The 18,879-nt window shown below is 62.4% G+C and carries 22 protein-coding genes, 1 tRNA gene and 1 pseudogene; 12 read left to right on the top strand and 12 right to left on the bottom strand.

Annotation, left to right across the window (positions count from 1 at the left end; genetic code table 11):
* Window positions 1-10 precede the first annotated feature (10 nt).
* Window positions 11-1,300 carry a PQQ-dependent sugar dehydrogenase gene (locus ACZIRK_RS13155; RefSeq protein WP_463327457.1) on the top strand — a complete coding sequence of 430 codons (1,290 nt, stop codon included), beginning with the start codon at window positions 11-13 and terminating at the stop codon, window positions 1,298-1,300.
* 4 nt (window positions 1,301-1,304) lie between these two features.
* Here ACZIRK_RS13155 and ACZIRK_RS13160 read toward each other — a convergent pair whose 3' ends face one another.
* Window positions 1,305-1,562 carry a hypothetical protein gene (locus tag ACZIRK_RS13160; protein WP_130231366.1) on the bottom strand — a complete coding sequence of 86 codons (258 nt, stop codon included), beginning with the start codon at window positions 1,560-1,562 and terminating at the stop codon, window positions 1,305-1,307.
* Window positions 1,563-3,601: 2,039 nt separating this feature from the next.
* Window positions 3,602-3,901: a winged helix-turn-helix transcriptional regulator gene (locus ACZIRK_RS13165; RefSeq protein WP_207230945.1), complete on the bottom strand. Its 300-nt coding sequence runs from the start codon at window positions 3,899-3,901 to the stop codon at window positions 3,602-3,604.
* 181 nt (window positions 3,902-4,082) lie between these two features.
* Here ACZIRK_RS13165 and ACZIRK_RS13170 point away from each other — a divergent pair, with 181 nt between their 5' ends.
* Window positions 4,083-4,409, top strand: coding sequence for a nuclear transport factor 2 family protein (locus ACZIRK_RS13170; RefSeq protein WP_463327438.1), 327 nt, complete (start codon window positions 4,083-4,085; stop codon window positions 4,407-4,409).
* On the opposite strand, the gene ACZIRK_RS13175 is transcribed toward ACZIRK_RS13170, so the two are convergent.
* The 3 genes from ACZIRK_RS13175 to ACZIRK_RS13185 form a co-directional block, all read right to left on the bottom strand.
* Window positions 4,389-5,477 carry an acyltransferase family protein gene (locus ACZIRK_RS13175; RefSeq protein WP_165435054.1) on the bottom strand — a complete coding sequence of 363 codons (1,089 nt, stop codon included), beginning with the start codon at window positions 5,475-5,477 and terminating at the stop codon, window positions 4,389-4,391. The genes ACZIRK_RS13170 and ACZIRK_RS13175 overlap by 21 nt on opposite strands.
* Window positions 5,478-5,588: 111 nt before the next feature.
* The gene (locus ACZIRK_RS13180; RefSeq protein WP_028168768.1) at window positions 5,589-5,792 is read right to left on the bottom strand and encodes a hypothetical protein; all 204 of its coding nucleotides are present in this window, start codon (window positions 5,790-5,792) and stop codon (window positions 5,589-5,591) included.
* A gap of 157 nt (window positions 5,793-5,949) precedes the next feature.
* Window positions 5,950-6,570: a TetR/AcrR family transcriptional regulator gene (locus tag ACZIRK_RS13185; protein WP_207230943.1), complete on the bottom strand. Its 621-nt coding sequence runs from the start codon at window positions 6,568-6,570 to the stop codon at window positions 5,950-5,952.
* Window positions 6,571-6,689: 119 nt separating this feature from the next.
* On the opposite strand from ACZIRK_RS13185, the gene ACZIRK_RS13190 reads away from it, so the two are divergent.
* Together ACZIRK_RS13190 and ACZIRK_RS13195 are read left to right on the top strand one after the other, a co-directional pair.
* A complete protein-coding gene (locus tag ACZIRK_RS13190; RefSeq protein ID WP_130223334.1) occupies window positions 6,690-7,259 on the top strand; it encodes a hydrolase in 570 nt (189 codons plus the stop codon).
* The gene (locus tag ACZIRK_RS13195) at window positions 7,256-8,374 is read left to right on the top strand and encodes an AbrB family transcriptional regulator (protein WP_245474531.1); all 1,119 of its coding nucleotides are present in this window, start codon (window positions 7,256-7,258) and stop codon (window positions 8,372-8,374) included. Before ACZIRK_RS13190 ends, ACZIRK_RS13195 begins: the two co-directional genes overlap by 4 nt.
* On the opposite strand, the gene ACZIRK_RS13200 is transcribed toward ACZIRK_RS13195, so the two are convergent.
* Window positions 8,324-8,962: a TetR/AcrR family transcriptional regulator gene (locus ACZIRK_RS13200; RefSeq protein WP_130223336.1), complete on the bottom strand. Its 639-nt coding sequence runs from the start codon at window positions 8,960-8,962 to the stop codon at window positions 8,324-8,326. The two genes, ACZIRK_RS13195 and ACZIRK_RS13200, sit on opposite strands and share 51 nt — an antisense overlap.
* Window positions 8,963-9,052: 90 nt before the next feature.
* On the opposite strand from ACZIRK_RS13200, the gene ACZIRK_RS13205 reads away from it, so the two are divergent.
* Window positions 9,053-9,967: an alpha/beta hydrolase family protein gene (locus ACZIRK_RS13205; RefSeq protein WP_130223524.1), complete on the top strand. Its 915-nt coding sequence runs from the start codon at window positions 9,053-9,055 to the stop codon at window positions 9,965-9,967.
* Window positions 9,968-10,413: 446 nt separating this feature from the next.
* Here ACZIRK_RS13205 and ACZIRK_RS13210 read toward each other — a convergent pair whose 3' ends face one another.
* Complete coding sequence (locus ACZIRK_RS13210; protein WP_165435055.1) at window positions 10,414-10,587, bottom strand: hypothetical protein; 174 nt, start codon at window positions 10,585-10,587, stop codon at window positions 10,414-10,416.
* 333 nt (window positions 10,588-10,920) lie between these two features.
* Between ACZIRK_RS13210 and ACZIRK_RS13215 the strand changes: the two genes are divergently transcribed.
* Window positions 10,921-11,466, top strand: a complete 546-nt coding sequence (locus tag ACZIRK_RS13215; protein ID WP_130223338.1) for a CAP domain-containing protein — start codon at window positions 10,921-10,923, stop codon at window positions 11,464-11,466.
* A 144-nt stretch (window positions 11,467-11,610) separates the two neighbouring features.
* Here the strand turns inward: ACZIRK_RS13215 and ACZIRK_RS13220 are convergent.
* Window positions 11,611-11,788 (bottom strand): annotated as a pseudogene (locus ACZIRK_RS13220) (EamA/RhaT family transporter); the annotation flags it as partial.
* 150 nt (window positions 11,789-11,938) lie between these two features.
* Window positions 11,939-12,826 (bottom strand): LysR family transcriptional regulator, encoded by an 888-nt coding sequence (locus tag ACZIRK_RS13225; RefSeq protein ID WP_130223340.1) that lies wholly within the window; start codon window positions 12,824-12,826, stop codon window positions 11,939-11,941.
* 99 nt (window positions 12,827-12,925) lie between these two features.
* Here ACZIRK_RS13225 and ACZIRK_RS13230 point away from each other — a divergent pair, with 99 nt between their 5' ends.
* The 3 genes from ACZIRK_RS13230 (at window position 12,926) to ACZIRK_RS13240 (ending at window position 14,686) form a co-directional block, all read left to right on the top strand.
* Window positions 12,926-13,648 (top strand): SDR family oxidoreductase, encoded by a 723-nt coding sequence (locus ACZIRK_RS13230; RefSeq protein ID WP_130223342.1) that lies wholly within the window; start codon window positions 12,926-12,928, stop codon window positions 13,646-13,648.
* Between the two features lie 89 nt (window positions 13,649-13,737).
* On the top strand, window positions 13,738-14,268 hold the full coding sequence (locus ACZIRK_RS13235) for a nuclear transport factor 2 family protein (RefSeq protein WP_463327458.1): 531 nt from the start codon (window positions 13,738-13,740) through the stop codon (window positions 14,266-14,268).
* Between the two features lie 91 nt (window positions 14,269-14,359).
* Window positions 14,360-14,686, top strand: a complete 327-nt coding sequence (locus tag ACZIRK_RS13240) for an Atu4866 domain-containing protein (protein WP_463327439.1) — start codon at window positions 14,360-14,362, stop codon at window positions 14,684-14,686.
* Window positions 14,687-15,016: 330 nt separating this feature from the next.
* Here ACZIRK_RS13240 and ACZIRK_RS13245 read toward each other — a convergent pair.
* The 3 genes from ACZIRK_RS13245 to ACZIRK_RS13255 form a co-directional block, all read right to left on the bottom strand.
* A tRNA-Ser gene (locus ACZIRK_RS13245) sits at window positions 15,017-15,106 on the bottom strand.
* Between the two features lie 67 nt (window positions 15,107-15,173).
* The gene (locus tag ACZIRK_RS13250) at window positions 15,174-16,241 is read right to left on the bottom strand and encodes a site-specific integrase (protein WP_245474533.1); all 1,068 of its coding nucleotides are present in this window, start codon (window positions 16,239-16,241) and stop codon (window positions 15,174-15,176) included.
* Window positions 16,242-16,326: 85 nt separating this feature from the next.
* Window positions 16,327-16,857, bottom strand: a complete 531-nt coding sequence (locus ACZIRK_RS13255) for a hypothetical protein (RefSeq protein WP_130223344.1) — start codon at window positions 16,855-16,857, stop codon at window positions 16,327-16,329.
* A gap of 224 nt (window positions 16,858-17,081) precedes the next feature.
* On the opposite strand from ACZIRK_RS13255, the gene ACZIRK_RS13260 reads away from it, so the two are divergent.
* From ACZIRK_RS13260 to ACZIRK_RS13270, 3 genes are all read left to right on the top strand, one after another.
* Window positions 17,082-17,276, top strand: coding sequence for a helix-turn-helix domain-containing protein (locus ACZIRK_RS13260; RefSeq protein WP_130223346.1), 195 nt, complete (start codon window positions 17,082-17,084; stop codon window positions 17,274-17,276).
* A gap of 198 nt (window positions 17,277-17,474) precedes the next feature.
* Window positions 17,475-17,687, top strand: coding sequence for a hypothetical protein (locus ACZIRK_RS13265; RefSeq protein ID WP_130223348.1), 213 nt, complete (start codon window positions 17,475-17,477; stop codon window positions 17,685-17,687).
* Between the two features lie 501 nt (window positions 17,688-18,188).
* Window positions 18,189-18,809 (top strand): hypothetical protein, encoded by a 621-nt coding sequence (locus tag ACZIRK_RS13270; RefSeq protein WP_130223350.1) that lies wholly within the window; start codon window positions 18,189-18,191, stop codon window positions 18,807-18,809.
* Window positions 18,810-18,879: the final 70 nt, after the last annotated feature.

Here is an 18,879-nt window from a genome sequence, read left to right on the forward strand (position 1 = left end):
GCTTGAGTTGATGAATGCAGCTGCTGCAAGCGCACAGCCTGCTGTGCTGAAGGGACAGGAAGCCTATGGCGATTGGCGGCGCGACAAGCCCGGCACGTTGCGCCTGATCACGCCGCAGGATCTGCCCAAGCCCGGCGCGACGCCATCGAGCGCGAACATGTCGCGGGTGGTGCCGCCAACGGCCTCCGCAATTCCCCAAGTGCCGCCAGGGTTCAAGGCCGAACTGTTCGCCGACGGCTTGAACGGGCCGCGCATCATCAAGACCGCGCCGAACGGCGACATCTTCGTCGCCGAGACCCGCGCCGGGCGTATCCGAGTGCTGCGCGCCGCCGATGGGGCGACCAAGCCCACGATCAACGAAGTCTACGCTACCAGCCTCGATCGTCCGTTTGGGATCGCCTTCTTTCCGAATGGCGACAACCCGCAATGGCTCTATGTCGCCAACACTGGAAGCGTCGTCCGCTTTGCCTATCGCAATGGCGACCTCAAGGCTTCCGGCAAGCCGGAGACAGTCGTCGCCAAGCTGCCGCACGGCTCGGGTCACTCGACCCGGGACATTGTCTTTACGCCCGACAACAAGCGGATGCTGGTCTCGGTCGGCTCGGCAGGCAATTCGGGGGAGGGCATGGGTACCCCGCCGGGTGGCTTGGAAGCCTGGAAGCGCGAGCGCCCGCTTGGCGCCGCCTGGGGCAACGAGACCGACCGCGCGGCGGTGCTGGCCTTCGATCCTGACGGCAAGAACCAGCGCACCTTTGCCACCGGCATCCGGAATTGCGTCGGACTTGCGATCCAGCCGCAAACGGGCGTGCCCTGGTGCTCCACCAATGAGCGCGATGGTCTCGGCGACAACCTCGTGCCCGATTATGTGACCCGCGTCCGCGAGAACGCGTTCTATGGCTGGCCGTGGTTCTACATCGGTGCCAACCAGGATCCGCGGCACGCCGGCGCGCGGCCTGACCTGAAGGACAAGGTCACGGTCCCGGACGTGCTGCTGCAGGCGCATTCCGCTTCGCTTGGCCTCACGTTCTATGACGGCCAGAGCTTTCCCGCCGAGTATCGCGGCGACATATTCGCGGCCCTGCATGGCTCGTGGAACCGGTCGAAGCGCACGGGCTACAAGGTGATCCGCATCCGGTTGAAGGACGGCGTGCCGACCGGCGAATACGAGGACTTCGCGACCGGCTTCGTCATCAACGATTCCGAAGTCTGGGGACGCCCGGTCGGCGTCGCCGTAGCGCGTGACGGTGCGCTGCTCATTACCGAGGACGCCAATGGCACGATCTGGCGGATCAGCCGTTAGCCTCTTAGCCTTGCCCGTCGCTGAGCCCGTATTCCTCGTAGATCGCCAGCGGATCGGCGTCGGGAAACAGCCGGCACTTCGCTTGCGCCAGATGCAGGGTGACGGTTCCGCGATCGCAGCCGGCGGCAAGCAGCTTTCGGATGTCTTCCATATGCGGTCGCGGCTGGTGTTTGGGCGGAAGCTGCTCGAGGGCGACGAGCGCCGTCGCCAGCGCCTCGGTGATAACCCATTCGTCGTGGCCGGTGATTCCCTTTCTCGGCATCGCCACACCTCCCGCATTGGAGCAACGTACATTCTAACGTAAAGCCAAGGCGTACCGCCATTGTTGGATTGCATCCAGCGAGGCAGATACCTAGGACTTGAACACCATTTCCGGCACAGCATCATGCAGCAATTAAGGCTTCCGGCCGACGATCTCACCGGCGGGCTCAACACGTTTGCTGAATTTGTGGGCGCGCTGGGCCCGCTGGACGCAAGCCGCGGATGATGGGTTTCGCTGCGCTCTACCCATCCTACGCTGTCGTCCCCGCGAAGGCGGGGACCCATAACCACAGGCTGTGGTTGTGGCGGAAGCAAGCGGTGGTAGCGGAGCATACAACAAAGGCCTGGGGTTATGGGTCCCGGCTCCCGGCTACGCCAAGGGGCTTCGCCGAGGCGGGCAAGCCCGGGACGACGTGGGGAAGGTTAGGATTCAAATTTCAAACAGCGGAGAGGATGTGAGTTCGCGTTCTCGCGGCATTCGCTGCCCGAGCTTTGCATCACTTTCACCCTCTCATCGAACAGAGGGCGCAGGGAAAGCCGGGTGCTGGTTGCACCCGTGGGTCCCGTGCAACAAAAAGCACGGGAGTAGGACCACAGGTTCAACCGAAGCATTCCGGCTTTCCCTGCGCGATGGTGTTACGGCTTACTTCGTACTCTCCCCGGTGACCGGGCTTTCTTGCCACCGTCGTCTAGTGCGAATGTGTTCGCACGAAACTTAGCGCCAGCGTCGGGGCGCCAGGACCACACGACTTCGCCGTCCGTGCTGTGTGTGCTCGTCAGTCACACCCATCACGTCCACCGCATCTCACCGCAACGTTCGTGACGATCGCGAGCCGCCCCTCTCTTGGGTGAGACGCGCGGAGTTAAATCACTGATTTGCCCGACGGCGGAAGCGGAATGTTTTTCTCGCGTGAGCTGGACAGACTTTGGCTGATTTGCCCGTCGGGTTGTTATGTCGCACCCAAGGTAGCCACATCGTCATTGCGAGCGAAGCGAAGCAATCCATAGCGCCGCTTGCGGAGACGCGGATTGCTTCGCTTACGCTCGCAATGACGGGGCTGTCATTCAGGGGCGATGCGTCGGCATAGAGCCCGGAATCCGTTTTCCCGCAATGCAAGTGGCTCGATGGATTCCGGGCTCGCGCTTCGCGCGCCCCGGAATGACGGAGAGTAAGGTGCTCGTGGCCTATCCTCGAGCTGCCGTTTACGCGGCTCATCGAGATGGAGAGCGCAGTTGCTCCGAACCGGTTGTGGGTGATAGAGAGCCGGCCTATGGAGCGGCGGGCTTTTCTTAAGACATTTGGAATCGGCGCGGTAGGTTTGGGCACAGCCTTTTGGGCTGGCAGCCGGAATACCATGCGCGGCGGCTGTTATCTTCAGCTCGGGACCAGCATCAGCGCGGGCACCGGCTCAACCCAGGCGGAGCCACACCAAGCATCATAGGCGAGCGGCTCGGAATGTTCGCCATCAATGGCGCCTTTCCGGGTTCGTGTGCCGGTCAACATAAATTGCCGCCACTCAACCCTGTTTCACTTTACGCGATCGCTGACGCGATTTCCTCGGGCGATTGGTCTGCACAACAACGAACCGGAGAACCGGTCCACGATTCGTCTGTCACTAACCTGCGGGCGACGAACTTTCCGAGCGTCTCCCACATTGCCCTGGAGTACGGCGCCAACGACTTCCGCTACGACCGCCCGATCGGATCGGACGATGATGTCGGCAGCGAGACCTTCAAGGGGGCGCTCAATCATTCGATCAGGCTCCTGCGGAAGTCTTGCCCGACGGCGCGGATCTTTCTCATCACGCCCTGGTGGTTGCCAACCCAAGACGATCGCGATAGCGATGTGCATCCGAACAAGCTCGGATATTTTCTTCGCGATTACATCGGCGCCATGCTGCGCGTGGCGGAAATAAACCGCGTCCCATGTCTTGATCTCTTCAATTTAGGAGGGTCAGCAAAACCAACTATCGGGCTCTCACCCACGACGGGGTGCACCCGAACAATTGGGGCGTTCTGCTCCGGGCCGTCCAGATATCCTCATTCATTTCGACCAGCGTCTAGCGGTGGCGCAAGCGGGCGCTGCTCGGCCCAGGTGAGCAGCCCATCGAGCGACGGACACAAGGATTGTCCCCAATCGGTCAGGCCGTATTCGACCTTCGGCGGCACCTGGTGATGGACGATGCGATGCACGATGCCGTCGTTCTCCATCTGGCGCAGTTGCTGAATCAGCATCTTCTGCGAGATCCCCGGGATCGCCCGCTCCAGGTCGGAGAAGCGCAGCAATTTGCCGCCAAACAGGTGGAAGAGGATCACGAGCTTCCACCGGCCATCCAGCATCCTGAACGCCTTCTCAACGCCCTCGGCGGCGCTCGCGGCTGTGTACTCAACCTTACCCAAAAGTCAGTACCTTACCTTTTCGTGCGTTCTTGCGGTTTGGCGAAGCTACAAACACCTTTCCGGCTACGCAATCGCGATCCGCGACCGCGTCGTTCCTGACGCGCAAAGGAAAGGAAATCCGATGTCTCTCGATCTGCGGGGCCCCGTTGCCGTCTACTTTGCCGCCGACAGCCGCGATGGCGATGCCATCGCGCAATGCTTCAGCGAACGCGGCGTCGTGAAGGACGAAGGGCGCAAGCACGAGGGGCGCGCGGCCATCGCGCAGTGGAAGGCCGATGCATCGACCAAATACAACTATACGAGCGAGCCGTTCGCTGTGGAGGAACGCGACGGGAAGATCGTCGTCACAGCGCATGTGGTCGGCGACTTTCCCGGTAGTCCGATCGATCTCAGATACTTCTTCGGGCTCGATGGTGACAAGATCGCCTCACTCGAGATCCTTCCCTGAGGTCGGAGCGAGCGACAGCAATTGCTGCTGTCTAGATTCGATCGCGCTCGCCGGCGAGGGCTGTTTCGTGGCCAGCCGCCGGCCCAGGGCAATGAACGGCTTCTCGATATAGCGCCAGGAGAGCCAGGCCATCGGCGTCGTCAGAGCGACCGCCGCGATCGTTGTCGCAGATATCGCGAGCAGGACCGGCAGCCCCCTCGCATCGAGCAGCCGGCCGGCGAGCCACATGCCGATCGGGTGAAGGAGATAAAAGCTGTAGGAGATACGGCCGTAGAAACGGACCGGACGGAGATCGAGAACGGCAAAGAGGGCGATCGAGCTTCGAAAGCCGACCAGCAGCACCAGCAGCGAGGAACTCAAGGTTTCCAGCGCAATGATCGGCGCGGTCTGTTTCTGTGATCCGCAGAAGCAGAGCAGGGCGATGGCCGCCATCGACAGGGTCCAGGCAGCGGCCGTGCGGAGCCGCTCGGCCGTCCGCTCGCCCCGCATCTGCAGAAGAACGCCGGCGACGAAGGCGTAGAGCGGCGCCAGGCTGGAAACGCCGCCAAGCAGATGCACATAGGTCCCCCAGAAGGAGAGCCCGAACAGGACGGCGATCGACACCATGAGCGGCTGCGGGCCGAAGCGCTGAAAAATCCAGACCGACAGCAGGATGACCGGCGTCGCGAAGCACTCGACGGTCATCGACCACATCACGCCGTTGATGTCATGGCGGACCATGATTGCGTTGAGCACGACGTTGAGCGGATCGAATTTCCCCTCGTAGCCGACATAGAAGCCGTATTGATGGTGCAGCAGCGTCAGCAGAGCGACCACCGCGATCGCCGCGGGAAACAGCCGGAACAGGCGATGTCGCAGAAACGTGACCGGGTTCGGATTGTTCTGCAGCGAGCGCGCCAGCACGAAACCGCTGAGCACGAAGAACATCACGACGGGCGCCATGCCCGTGACATAGGTGTCGGTGAACTGGCTCGTCATGTGATAGCCGACGACCGAGACCGCCGCGATGCCGCGCAGCGATTCAAGGCGAGGCAGGAAACCGAGCTTTCCTGCCTTGCTTGGGCTCACCTGTGCTTCGGGGACTGCCGCCATCATGGTCGCGTAACATTCCGCGCAGAGCTTGGCTACTGTGGCGCGCCGGGCACGCGTTCACCAACCTTCCGGACTAACCCTTGGCCGCTAACCTTTGGGCCCTGAGGCGCTGTCGATCCATTGTCGCGTCTCCTCGTCGGACCAGCCAGGAACGGCAAATCCCTTCGGCGGGACAATGGGCTGCTGCTCGAGACGGAAATGTCGCTCGGGATGTCTGACGCGACGCACCGGCGCCGCGTCAGCAGCGGCGCACAGCATGATCAGCACGCCCAAGCAAAGAGCAAATCGCATCGGATATCCTCCGCTTCGACCGGACGTTCGCGCAACGCGAACGCTGCCTGCCATGCAGAATCTGGTCGCAGTCGGCATTTCCAAAATGCGCACCTGTTTTCACGAAAGCGGCAACGATCCGCCTTCCGATGTGCTCACTGCGCGCAAGCCGGTGCAGCTATCCCGCCGGCCTGCCGGGCGCGAGCCTGGCGGCGAGATAGAGGCGGTTCATCAATCTGAGCTGCTCGGGCGCGCCGGGGGTTGTCGGCGCGTCCTTCATGGTCATCCCGACCATCGTCTTCATGTTGTTGAGCACGACCGCGGCGATGTCCTCGGCCTCGTGCTCGTCGAGGCCGGGCGCGCAACGCTTCAGCGCTGTCTTGATGCCGGCGAGCGTCTGGCTGCGGAAACGAAGACGGATCTCGGTCCAGTCGGTCCGGGAATCCAAAAACGCGGTGACTGCGCGGATCTGCGGATAGAGCTTGGCCAGGAGATCGATGAGGATGTCGGCCAGTTGCTCCGGATTGGCGTCGGCGGCGTGGGCGAGGATCGCGTCGTATTCCGCCCGCAGCACCTCGGCATAGTGCTGCATCAGGGCGTCGGCGACGGCGTCCTTGTTCGGAAAGAAGCGATAGAGCGAGCCGATCTTGGCGTCCGCCCGCGCGGCGATCTCCGCCATGGTCGCGGCCTCGAAACCCCGTTCCTGGATCACCTCGGCCGCCGCCTGCATGAGTTCGGCGACGCGCTGGCGGCCGACCTCGCGCTGCGGCTGGAGCGGTTTGCGGTCCCGACTTGACAAAGTTGAGTATATCCTCAAATAGAGTGGTTGCGTGCTTGAGCTTTCCCTCAAGTATTTAGCCGCTCCCGTCGCGCCCGGCAACGGGCGGGGACGCCCCCCACCTGGCGAAAGGACATCCCATGCTCATCCTGCCTGCCGCGACCACAGCATTGATCCTGATCGACCTTCAAAAAGGCATCGTCGGCCTGCCGACCGAGCCCCATTCCGGTCCAGCCGTCCTTGCCCAGGGACAGGAGCTCGCCCGGCGCTTCCGCGCGGCCAAGGCGCCCGTCGTGCTGGTCAACGTCGCCTTCTCGCCCGACTTCAGCGACGCGCTGAAGTCGCCGGTCGATCAACCGATGCAAGCGCCGCCCGGCGGCTTTCCCGAGGGTTGGTCGGACTTGGCGGATGGCCTCGCCGAACCGTCGGATATCAGGATCACCAAGCGGCAATGGGGCGCGTTCTATGGCACGGAGCTCGATCTGCAGCTCCGCCGGCGCGGCGTGACCACCGTGGTGATCGGCGGCATCGCCACCAATATCGGCGTCGAATCCACCGCGCGTGCCGCGCATGAGCATGGCTATGCGGTCGTGCTGGCGGAAGACGCGAGCGCCGATCGTTCGGCGGACATGCACGCCTTTGCCTTCGAGCACATTTTCCCGCGGCTTGGCCGCGTGGCTAAAGCGGCCGAGATCGAGCTGCAGCGGTGAGCGAGCAGCAAGCCTATCTCCCGCTCCGAGCGCTGCCGGTCGCCGTCCGCTGGGCGGTGCTCGTCGTGGTTTCGTTGCTGATCGCCGGCGTGCTGCAGTGGGTGAGGCTGCCTGCCGCCTTGCTGCTGGGGCCGCTGGCCGCGGCCGCGCTGGTGCAGATGGGCGGAGGGGCGGTGAGGGTGCCCCGCCTGCTGATCGCTGCAGCCCAGGCAATCATTGGCTGTCTCGTCGCGCAATCGATCACGCCGGCAATCATCAGCGGCTTCGTGCGCTACTGGCCGATCATCCTCGCCACCGTGGCGCTTTCGGTCGGCGCAAGCGCTCTGATCGGCTGGACCATGAGCCGCTTGCGCATCATCCCCGGCACCACGGCGGTCTGGGGCATGCTCCCGGGCGCTGCCACGGTGATGATGGTGATGGCCGAGGCTCACGGCGCCGATTTCCGGCTCGTGGCTTTCATGCAGTATCTGCGCGTCGTGCTGGTGGCCGCGGCGGCCTCGGTGGTGGCGCTATGGTTTGCGCACGGCGGTGGCGGCCGTTTCAGTGCCGGGCTTTTTCAGCCTGTCGACCTGACGAACCTCGGAGCCACCGCGGCCATTGCGCTCGTCGGCGCTGGTCTTGCCGCGCGGATGCCGGCCGGCGTGCTGCTTGGGCCGCTCGTTCTCGGCGCGGTGCTCAACGTGCTTGGCTGGGTGAAGATCGAGCTGCCGCCGCTGGTGCTGATTGCAACCTACGCGCTGATCGGCTGGAACACGGGCTTGCGCTTCACGCGTGACGTGCTGGCGACCGCTGCCCGCGCGCTGCCGCAGAGCATCGGCGGAACCGCGATCCTGATGGGGTTTTGCGGCCTGTTGGCGTGGCTGTTGGTGGTGCTCCTGCACGTCGATCCGCTGACCGCCTATCTCGCCACCAGCCCCGGCGGCGTCGATGCCGCCGCGATCATCGCCGCCTCGACCAAGGTCGACACGTCCTTCGTCATGGCGCTGCAGACCGTGCGCGTGATCCTGCTGCTGTTCCTCGGTCCATCGGTCGCGCGCTGGGTAGCGGGAACGCTCGATCGCGCGTCAGCCGATCCTGGGCCGGATGGTCCGCCGGACCCTGGCAACCTTGATTGACTTGCGCGGCGTCGGCATCAGCCCGCGAATGAGATGGGTGGCCGCTGCTCCAGCGGTTTCCATGTAGCTTGGATCACGATGCAGCAGGACGACGGCAAACGCGCCGTCCAATAGCAGGATGACTTGCCGCGCAAGCTGCCGCGCTTGCCGCGAGGCGGCCGCATCTTCGAAGACGGAGCAGAGCCAGTCCTCGACGCGTTTCTTGTGCGCGCGGCCGATCACCATCGCTGGATGACCGGGCAGGTTGACCAGTTCGACTGAGGTACGCAGGAAACCGCAACCCTTCCACTTTGCGCCTCGTGCCGATCGCGCCAGATTGCGAAAGATCGCTTCCACCTTGGCGGCCACGTCACCGTCGGCCTCGGCGAACCAGCGCTTGAACAAAGCGAGATTTGGCTGGTCGCGGATCTCGAGATAGGCCGCGATCAGATCGTCCTTGCTGCGGAAATGATAGTAGAGCGTCCGCTTGGTAAGGCCGGCCTTTTCCGCCACCGCATCGACGCTGACGGCGCGGATGCCCTCGCCGTAGAACAATTTTCCGGCGGCTTGAAGGATGCGCTCACGCGTCGAACGGCCAGTCTCGCTCATGGCGCTTTATGTATACTGACCAGTGAATATACACAACGCAGTCCATCCCTTACCGTCGCGCGCATGACCAAGGTGGCGCTGCGTATATCGATGGAGGATGGGACACCCGTCACGATTCCCTGCCGGGACGGCGTGACCATCGGCGGCCATTTGTGGCTCGCGCCAGCCGGCCGCTCCGCCGGCAGCATCATCGTCAATGCGGCAACGGGGGTGGCTGCGCGCTATTACCACCGCTATGCATGCTTCCTGGCGAACCACGGCTTCGATGTCCTCACCTATGACTATCGCGGCATCGGCGGTTCGCGGCCGTCTCGCCTCAGAGGCTGTGGCTATCGCTGGCGCGATTGGGGCGAACTCGATTTCGAGGCGGCGCTTTGCTTCATGCACGAACGTCGGCCGCAGGCTCGCCTCATCGTGGTCGGCCACAGCGTCGGCGGTTTTCTGGCGGGGCTCGCCGCAAGCGCTGGCTTGATTGAGCGGATGCTGACGGTCGGCGCGCAATATGCCTGGTGGGGCGACTATGCGCCGCGCCGGCGCGCTGGCCTGTTCCTCAAATGGCACATTGCTATGCCCGTCATGACGGCGCTCTGCGGCTATTTTCCCGGCCGCAGGCTCGGCTGGCTGGAGGATTTGCCCGCCGGCGTCGCCAATGAATGGAGTTTCCGCGGGCGACGCTTCGAGCGCAGCCATCCACGCGGCGAGAGACAGGCCGTGCTCTCACGGATGGCGGCGGTGACGGGGCCGATCCTTGCGATTGCCGTGTCGGATGACGAACTCGGCACCGTGCCCGCAATCCGTCGCACGCTTGGCTACTACACCGGTGCGCCGCGCACGGCGGTGCTGCTCGAGCCGTCCGACTACGGTCGCAAGGCGATCGGCCATTTCAATCTCTTCCACGACAGTCACGCGGTCGGCTTCTGGACCGACACGCTCCCGTGGCTCAGGGATGGCCGCAATCCCTGGCCAGGGCACGTGCTTGCATCTGTCAGTCCTGGCGGGCCGTAGTCGAGAGGTGGAGCGCTTCGCCAAGCGTGCTTTCGGCGGTGTTTAACATGTCTCAGAAAGGTACGCCGCCGGGCTTGAAATACACTGTCCCGGCGGCGCCCTGTCTCATACTGGGCCCCTGAAATCCCCAGTACCCATTGAAGTGCAACGTGTGTGCCACAAGGGTGTGACGCCAAAGAAAACTTATTTGATCGCGGCGCGGGAATAGGGCGGGACCGTCCGGTGTATCGCTAATCGTCAGCAGCCCTCTGCAACTTTTGCTCAGTTGGAGCGTAGCTCTGGCATGAGGGAAGATTTGGTCCGGTTTCGTCAGCTAGCTCAGGAATGCAGGGACCGGGCGGCAGAGGCTCGCAGTCCGGTGGACGAAGATGCCTGGCTGACGCTCGCAGCCGATTGGCTGGCGCTTGCGAAGGCCAGTGAGGCTCCAGAGGCTGGCGATGACGCGGCTACAGGCCGCGCTGCATCCGGTTGACGGCGATCAGGAGCTCGGGCCGCTCCAACACTTCCACCAATCGATCAAGGAAGACCCGCTCGTTATTGCGCGGTCGCGGCTGCAAGTATTCTTCAAGTATGCCCTGGGCATCACGAACGGCCTGAAGAGCCAACTGCTCGTCCGTCATTCTAGTCGCCTCCCTGCAGTGGTGAATGCAACCCCAACACAATTGAGCAAAATACGGTTCCATTTTGCTTAATCAGTGTTTGCACGGAAATCTTGCCGCAAGCTGGACGAAGGCAATGTTCAGCATTCTTTCCCGATAATGCATTGATATTTTTCATTTTTGTTTTGAGGGAAGGGCCTTCGCGAGCGCCTTGCTGGCGCCCGTGTTCGCGCGTATCGACATCGCGTTCCCAAGATCAAGTTGGGGGAAAGCGCAGTCCGAAATAATAAAATCAATGACTTACGGGTTCGTCCGGTCTCTTTATCGCTCCGGAAGACTGATTTGGGAACATCGATGAAATCCCTCCTTACACTCTGCCTTTGGTTTACCGCTTGCTGTTACCCAGCGCTTGCTCGGGCCGAATCTCCCGCCGCCATGATCTCCGGCTATCGCGTACAGCACGGGGAGGGGCGCGTGGTGCTGGATGCGACGCTCACGCGCATTGCGCACGAGCAAGCCGCGGCGATGGCGGCAAAGGACAAACTCGACCACGACGTCCTCAGCCCCTTCAACTCGCGCGTCCACCCAGCGGGCGCGGGCCGGGCGGCAGAAAACATCGCCTACGGCTATGACAGCTTTCCAAAGACACTCGACCAATGGATCAATTCGTCGGGACACCGGCGAAATCTGCTGTTGCACAACGCCTCGCGCGTTGGCGTCGCCAGCGTCAAGAGTTCGGCGACCGGGCGGACCTATTGGGCGATGGTGATTGCCGGCGACTATGAGCGTCCCAAGGTGGCGAAGAACTCGCCGAAGGGCTCAAAGCAGGCGACGGTTGCCAAGCCGAAATCTCGCGCTGTGGAGGCCTGTCGTCTGAAAATTCTCAGCATCTGCCTCTGATGCAGGGCTTTTCCTGACGGAGGCGCGAGTTTGGCACAGGCCAGAAGGCCGACCCAACTGGATGAAAGATGGGTGTGAGCGCTACTGACGCGGTCGGCTCGAACTCATCCACTTTCTTCCTAGCAGAGTGCTGATCGCCGAGCGCAGGCCCCGCCAGCGGAGGATAGCCGCAAGGATCGTCCCAGCGATCAACGTCTGCGCCGCGATCAGCGTGACCGGCGGGATGGTTTCCACCCCGATCTTGATGAAGCTGTAGAATGCCCCCAAAAGCGTCGGCCAATAGCACCGTCAGCTTCGGCGCCATGTTTGTCTTGCCGGTCATCATCCCTTTTCCGCGACGGTTCCGATGCGGCGGTGCTAGCTGCTTCGGAACAGGGGATGCTTCCGCCAGGGACGAACTGTGTAGGCTGACGGCATGTCCTCCACCTGCTGCTAGCTCTGATCGGTATTCCCTTCTTTGTTACAGCCGGCGCTACCGCCATTGCCGCACATGCTCGATCAAAGCGCGCATTTTGGGCGCCATGTTGCGACGCTGAGGAAAGTAGAGAAAAAAACCGGGAAACGGCGGCAGGAATTCTTCCAGGAGCGGGACGAGTTCGCCGGTCTTCACGAATGGATGGAAGGTTTCCTCCGTTGCAAAGGTGATACCCGCCCCGCAGAGGGCCGCACGAAGCATCAAGCGCAAGTCGTTCGTGGTGATCTGGGGTTCGACCGCCAGGTCGAAGGGAATGCCGTTCTCTTCAAACTCCCAGCGGTAGGGCGCGACGTTCGGCGTCGGGCGCCAGCCGATGCAGCGATGATGGATCAGTTCGCGTGGATGCGCCGGCGCGCCGTGGGCCGCGAGATAGGAGGGAGCTGCCACGACTGCTTCGCGCTGATCGCCTGTCAGGGGAACCGCGATCATGTCTTGCTCGATCACTTCGCCCAGCCTGACGCCCGCATCGTAGCCGGCCGCGACGATATCGAATTCTTCGTCCGTGACCGTGACATCGATCGTGACGCCAGGATGAGCCGCGGCGAAGGAGGCGATGAGGGGGCCTGAAAGGAACCGCTCGGCAATCGAGGTGACGGCGATGCGCAGCAGCCCGCGCGGCGCATTCTCTGCGGCCACGTAGTCAAGCGCCGTGGCGATATCCGAGATGGGTTGGGACAGTGCCTCGCGCAGACGCTCACCCGCGTCCGTCAGGCGCACCGAACGGGTCGTGCGCGTGACGAGGCTCGTGCCAAAGGCATCCTCAAGCCGCCGCACTCCCTGGCTGACAGCCGAGCGGGTCACGCCAAGGCGATCGGCGGCAGCGCGGAAGTTGTGTTCTTCCGCGACGGCGAGGAAGAGCGGCAGCAGGTTGAGGTCAATCTTCATTGTCCAGCATTGCTAACCATCCAGTCAAACACTGGACGGATACCAGCAACAGCGGCGAACGTCCATCTTGGGCTCCGAATGCAAAGCAAGGAGCACGAGATGGACAAGGTTGTTCTGATCACCGGCGCCTCCAGCGGGATCGGCGAGGGCATCGCCAGAGAGCTCGGCGGGGCCGGCGCAAAGGTGCTGGTGGGCGCCCGCCGGCTGAACCGCATCGAAGCCATCGCCGATAACATCACGGGAGCCGGCGGAATCGCCCAAGCCCGGCTGCTCGACGTGACCGACCGCCATTCCATGGCTGGCTTCGCTCAGGCGGCGATGGACGAGTGGGGGCGCATCGACGTTCTCATCAACAATGCCGGCGTGATGCCGCTCTCGCCGCTTGCCGCCGGCAAGCTCGACGAATGGGAGCGCATGGTCGATGTCAACATCAAGGGCGTGCTCTGGGGCATCGGCGCGGTCTTGCCGATCATGGAGGGGCAGGGCAGCGGCCAGATCATCAATATCGGCTCCATCGGCGCACTCTCGGTCGTGCCGACCGCCGCCGTTTATTGCGCAACGAAGTTCGCGGTTCGCGCGATCTCGGACGGCTTGCGTCAGGAGAGTACGAACATCCGCGTCACCTGCGTCAACCCCGGCGTCGTGGAGAGTGAACTCGCCTCGACCATCACTCATGCGGAGACCGTGGCTGTGATGGAACGCTATCGGGCGATCGCGCTTCAGCCCGCCGACATCTCGCGCGCTGTCCGGCAACTGATCGAGGCTCCGCCGAGCGTGGACACAACCGAAATTACCATCCGACCTACCGCATCGAGCAACTGATGCCGGACGATCCGATCCGCGATCGGGGTCAATGCCGTGCCGATGACCCCGTTCGCGGCCTTTATCCCCTTAACGACAGGAAAGAGGCCATGACCTTTGCCACTTCGATCGACCGGCTTGCGGGCCGCACCCGCACGCTCCTGATCCTCCTGACCGTCATAGCGACCACGGGCCTCGCCCAGGCCAATTCCCCCACGCCGGATGCTAACATCGAGGGGCGGAATGAAGCCACCCTGCGTAAGGCTTTCGAGGGATGGACTGCGGGCGGCAACGTCTTTGCTGACCTCCTGGCCCCCGACGTGACATGGACAATCCATGGCTCCGGCCCAGTTGCCGGCACCTATCGCGGCCTCAAGGATTTCGTCGATCGCGCCTCGGCCCCCCTCGTGAGCCGTCTCGCGACTCCGCTCCGGCCTGTCGTGCACCACATCTGGGCAAAAGGGGACAGGGTCATCGTCCGCTTCGACGCTTCGGCCACCACGACGTCGGGAGCGCCGTACCGCAATCGGTTCGTGTGGATCTTCAAGATGAAGGACGGGTCTGTCGTCGAGGCCGAAGCCTTTCTCGATCTCGTCGCCTATCAGGAGGTCGTCGACAACAACGAGCCGCGCCGGCAATAGGCGGCCATAACGAACCTCGCCGGGGCCAGTCGCTTCGTGTCACCGGACACGGAGCGGCCGGCCGCGGTCCAACTCAACACACACATATGAAATGAGGAGCTCGGCCATGCAGCGCGTCTTTGCAGCCATGATCGTGGCAACGCTCCTGATCCCACCTGCGCGGGCCGAGGAAACAGAATTGAAAGCCAATCACCCCTATGTCGGCCTCTGGGTTACGCAGGACGGCCACATCCGTCACGAACTTCTGCCGAACGGCCGCTACGTTGAAGCGCGCGGGACGCGCGAGCGTGCCTACGAGGGGCGTTACGAAGTGACCGGCACACGCATCGAATATTGGGATGATACCGGCTTCACCGCTGACGGCGACTTCATCGACGATGTTCTGCATCACGCCGGGATGATCTTCTATCGCCGGTAGCGCAGGGGGCGTCTTCCGAATAAACCGACCTGCGCGGCACCGGCATCCGCATCAATGTCCTGTCGCCGGGACCGACGCGGACCGAACGAGGTGCAGCCCGACCGCTCGTCATGGTTGCAGGTGAACGGCGGGATGGGCTCGAAGCGGTCGTTCCGGGAGCGAAGCGCTAGCGACCGCAATAGGGTCATCGCAGCGTTTGTCGTGCTGAACTCTGTGGCCTCGATCTGAATATATCGGGCTATAGCGTAGAATCGACGGCTCGCTATGCCACGTGGCGGGCGTCCGGCAATCGGCGACTATATCGCGCTATTGAGGGCAATCGGCGGCCAATGGCGGAAGGGGTGGGATTCGAACCCACGGTACCCTTGCGGGCACGCCGGTTTTCAAGACCGGTGCCTTAAACCACTCGGCCACCCTTCCAAGCGTTGAAATCTATAGACTTTTTCGCATTCCGCGCAGAACGTACCGTGGACGTACTACCGATTTACTACCCTTTGTCGTCGCGATTGTTTATGGCGGCTCGCAACGCCCCGTCAACCGCTGATGCGGCCTCGCTTTGCATATTCGGCATCAGGTGGCTGTAGATGTCCACGGTGATCGCGATCGACGAGTGTCCAAGCCGCTCTTGGACGACTTTCGGGTGAACCCTGGCGGCCAGCATGTGGCTGGCGTGACTGTGCCGCAGCTTATGCAGGGTCACGCCCCATTCGTTCAGAAAATCCGACATGACGTGCGTCAGGCTCCGAGGTTGCACCGGCTCGCCGTCCGCCTTGGTGACCACATGTCGGCTATCGTCTGCCCGAACGCCGAACTTCAACAGTTCCTCGGCTTGAGCGACGCGCCAGCGGCGCAGCTCTTCCACGGCCAAGGATGGCAGGGCGACCGTTCTGGTTTTGCCGTTCTTGGCTTCCTTCTCGCGGATCACGCCCGCGTCGGTCTGCTCGGTGCTTGCGACTACCGCAAGTTGGCCATTGTCGAGATCAACGGCCCGCCAGCGCAGCGCGGTGATCTCGCCGCGGCGGAGCCCGCACAGCGTGGCAAGAATTAGCGGGATGAACAGCCGGCGCTCCCGCGCGACGTCGAAAACGGTAGCGGTGGTGGGTGCGTCGATTGTCTCGACGGGTTTGCGCTCAATTTTGGGGCGATCGCGCTTTTCGAGCAACGCGGCCGGATTGCGGGCAATCAACTTCCAGCGCTCAGCTTGCCCCAGTGCTTCGTAAAGCACCCTGTGGACGTGGTGAACGGTACGCGGCGCCAGACCGCCTTTGCCATCGCGCCGGCCGCTCTCAAGCAATTTGGCGTAAGCCTCGCTGATCTCGAGTGGCTGCAGCTTCGACAGCAGCTTCGCGCCGAGGAACGGGGCGAGGTTCTTGTTGAGCAGATCGCTATAACGCTCGTGAGTGCGCGGCGAAACGTTAGGCTTGATATGGTTCAGCCAACGCTCAAAAAACTGCGACAGGGTGATCTTGGAGGGCTCGACATAGGAGCCGTCCCGCATTTCTGAAATGATCTCGGCGCACCGCGCTTGCCTTTGCAGCCGTGCAGCGAATGCCATTTGCGCTTACGCTTGCCGGTGGCCGGATCCCGAACGTCGAGGACAGCGTACCAGTTTCCCTTACCCCGTTCGCAGACATGTCCCTTCATTGGGCCGCCACTCCCGTTCGCCGCTCCATCGCCGCAATGGCCCGTTCAATTAATTGACGACGGTTCAACTCGTCGGCAAGCAACTCCTCAGGCACGTCTGCTAACTCAAGAGCGAGTGACCGGAAGAAGTCGGATTTTAGCCGGCTTCCGCCGAGTAGGACATCGACGACTGCAGCAGCTGGCATGAACTCCGCGCCTTTCCGATCGATCTCGCGCAGAGCCGCTGCATATTGCTGTTCCGTGTCCTTGAGGGCTTTTTCGCAAATAGCTGTCGCTTCCTCCGACTCCTTGCGCAGTGCAGCTATCTGTTCATCATAGCGGCGCCTGTGGTCTTCGACCCGCTTTTCCATTGCCTCCCGGAAGTCCGCTATGCGCTCGTCAGTTTGAAACGACTGCTCAAGCCGCGCAACGATCTCGCCCGTCAGGGTGTGATCATTTTTTTCGCGTGATTTTTCGAGCTTCGCGAGCAGCTTAGGGTCAATTCGGACGCGCAGATGGGGCGTCTCTTTGGGTGGCTTTTTGGCCATTCTGCAATGTCTCCTGCTTCGAGCGTCGACCATCTAACACATAATAGAACCCGTTGGAACAAAACTGTACCGATATGGGTACAAAAAAGTGCCCGGACAGGTACAGATTTGTACTTGCGTGATCTGGTTGAGGTGCCGTACGCATCGTTTGGTACAAATTTGTACCGAGGGTAATTCAGGGGCATCCAGGTGGCGTATCGGGCCCGCAACTGAACGGAGCCTGCATGGCCGAAAATCCTCTCACGATCCCGGTCCCCGAAGCCGGCAAGAAATATTTCGGGCTGAGCCGGAACGCCTCTTACGCTGCCGCGGCCCGCGGCGAGATCCCGACGATTAGGATTGGTAAACTGCTGCGGGTGCCTGTTCGCGCACTCGATCGGATGCTCGAACAGTCGAACACGTCGGAGAGTGCGACCTAACATGCACTCTCACATGAAAAACCCCGCAACGCTGACGACGTGCGGGGCTCCGAACGATGATCTGGCTGGCTGCTTGATCGCCTCGGAAAGTACGAAATCACTCCGGCTTTTTCAAGCCCGCGGGCTGGCGCGTCGCTGCGCTATCAGCGTCGCAATGGCCGCGATCCTCGCGCCGCTTCTGTATGGGGAGACCGTGCAGTGAGCGAGTTAGGCTTCTTTGCAGTCGATCGCGGCATCTGGGATCACCCCATGTTCGCCAGCCGAGATGCGTTCAGCAAAGCGCGAAGCATGGATGTGGATGATCTCGGAAGCCGCGTGCAAACCGCATCGCCGGAGTCATGGTCGACCTCGCCCGAGGCCAGCTCGCACACTCGCTTCGCCATCTCGCGGATTGCTGGGGCTGGTCGGTGAAGCGCGTAAGAGGGTTTCTGAGGGCACTCGAAGAAGACGCGATGATTGCCACGGCAACGGACCCAGGCGTAACCGTCATAACGATTTGCAAATACAACGAATATCAGCGCGTTAGCCGGCCAAAGGGCACAGATGCGGACACACAGGGGGATACAGCACCGCATACACCCGCGCTTACAGCAAGGGCACACGAAGGGCACAATAAAGGAGACAGGGAAGACAAGGAAATAATATCTCCCTCACTACGTTCGGGAGATAGCGCGCCCGCGAAACGGGCGCCGCGCACGCGGGCCAGGACCCAGCTTGCCGACCTTTGGCAGATCGACGAGCAGGATCTCGAGTACGCCAGCAGTCGGGGCTTTGACGGGACGAAAATCCGCGAGATGGCCAATGCTTTCAGCAACCACCACCGCAGCAAGGGATCACTCATGGCCGACTGGCATGCGGCGTGGCGAACCTGGGTCGAAAACGAGATCAAGTTCAGTAAGGAAAGATCGGCGAATGGGCGACGAACCGTACACGACGCAGCGCGCGACCTCCACGAAAACCTCCTCGACCGGATCGCGGCATTCGACGAGCCCGCACCACGCGGCCTACGCCATGGAACGGGCCAGGATGTTGTTCGGTTGCTACCGGCGAGGGGACGCGAATGACCCGGAGACCTACGTTGCGGCTATCTCGGCGGTGCTTGCCAGCTACGAGCCCGAGATCGTCCGAGAGGTGACGGACCCTCGCACCGGCATCATGACGAGCGAAAAATACATATCGTTCATGCCGAACGCCGGTGAGCTCAAGGTCTACTGCGAGTCCATTGCGGCGCGTCGTGAGCGCTTCAATCGGATGGCCTCGCTGCCGCCGCCGGCGCCGCGTTTGCCGCCTCCACCGCCCCAGCAAGGCGAACGGGCGAAGGTCTTCGTGCCTGACGACCATCCTCGCTATGCCGGGCTCGTGGAATGGTCTCAAAATGCGGAGCCGAAGTGGTGGCATTTCGGCAGGTCGAGTGATGGCAGGAGCGGCATCTGGATTCCACATGGGGTGTGGGACCGCGATCCTGCTTTCTGCCGAAGCATTGGCTCTGGCGTCGCAAACCTCATTGGTTCTCTCGCGGAGGCGGCGGGGTGAGCAGCATGACCAAGAGTGATGCCTTACGACGGGCATCTTGGAAGTCGGATCCCGCGCCAGGAACCAGGTG

It is taken from the genome of Bradyrhizobium sp. Leo114 (assembly GCF_055229415.2).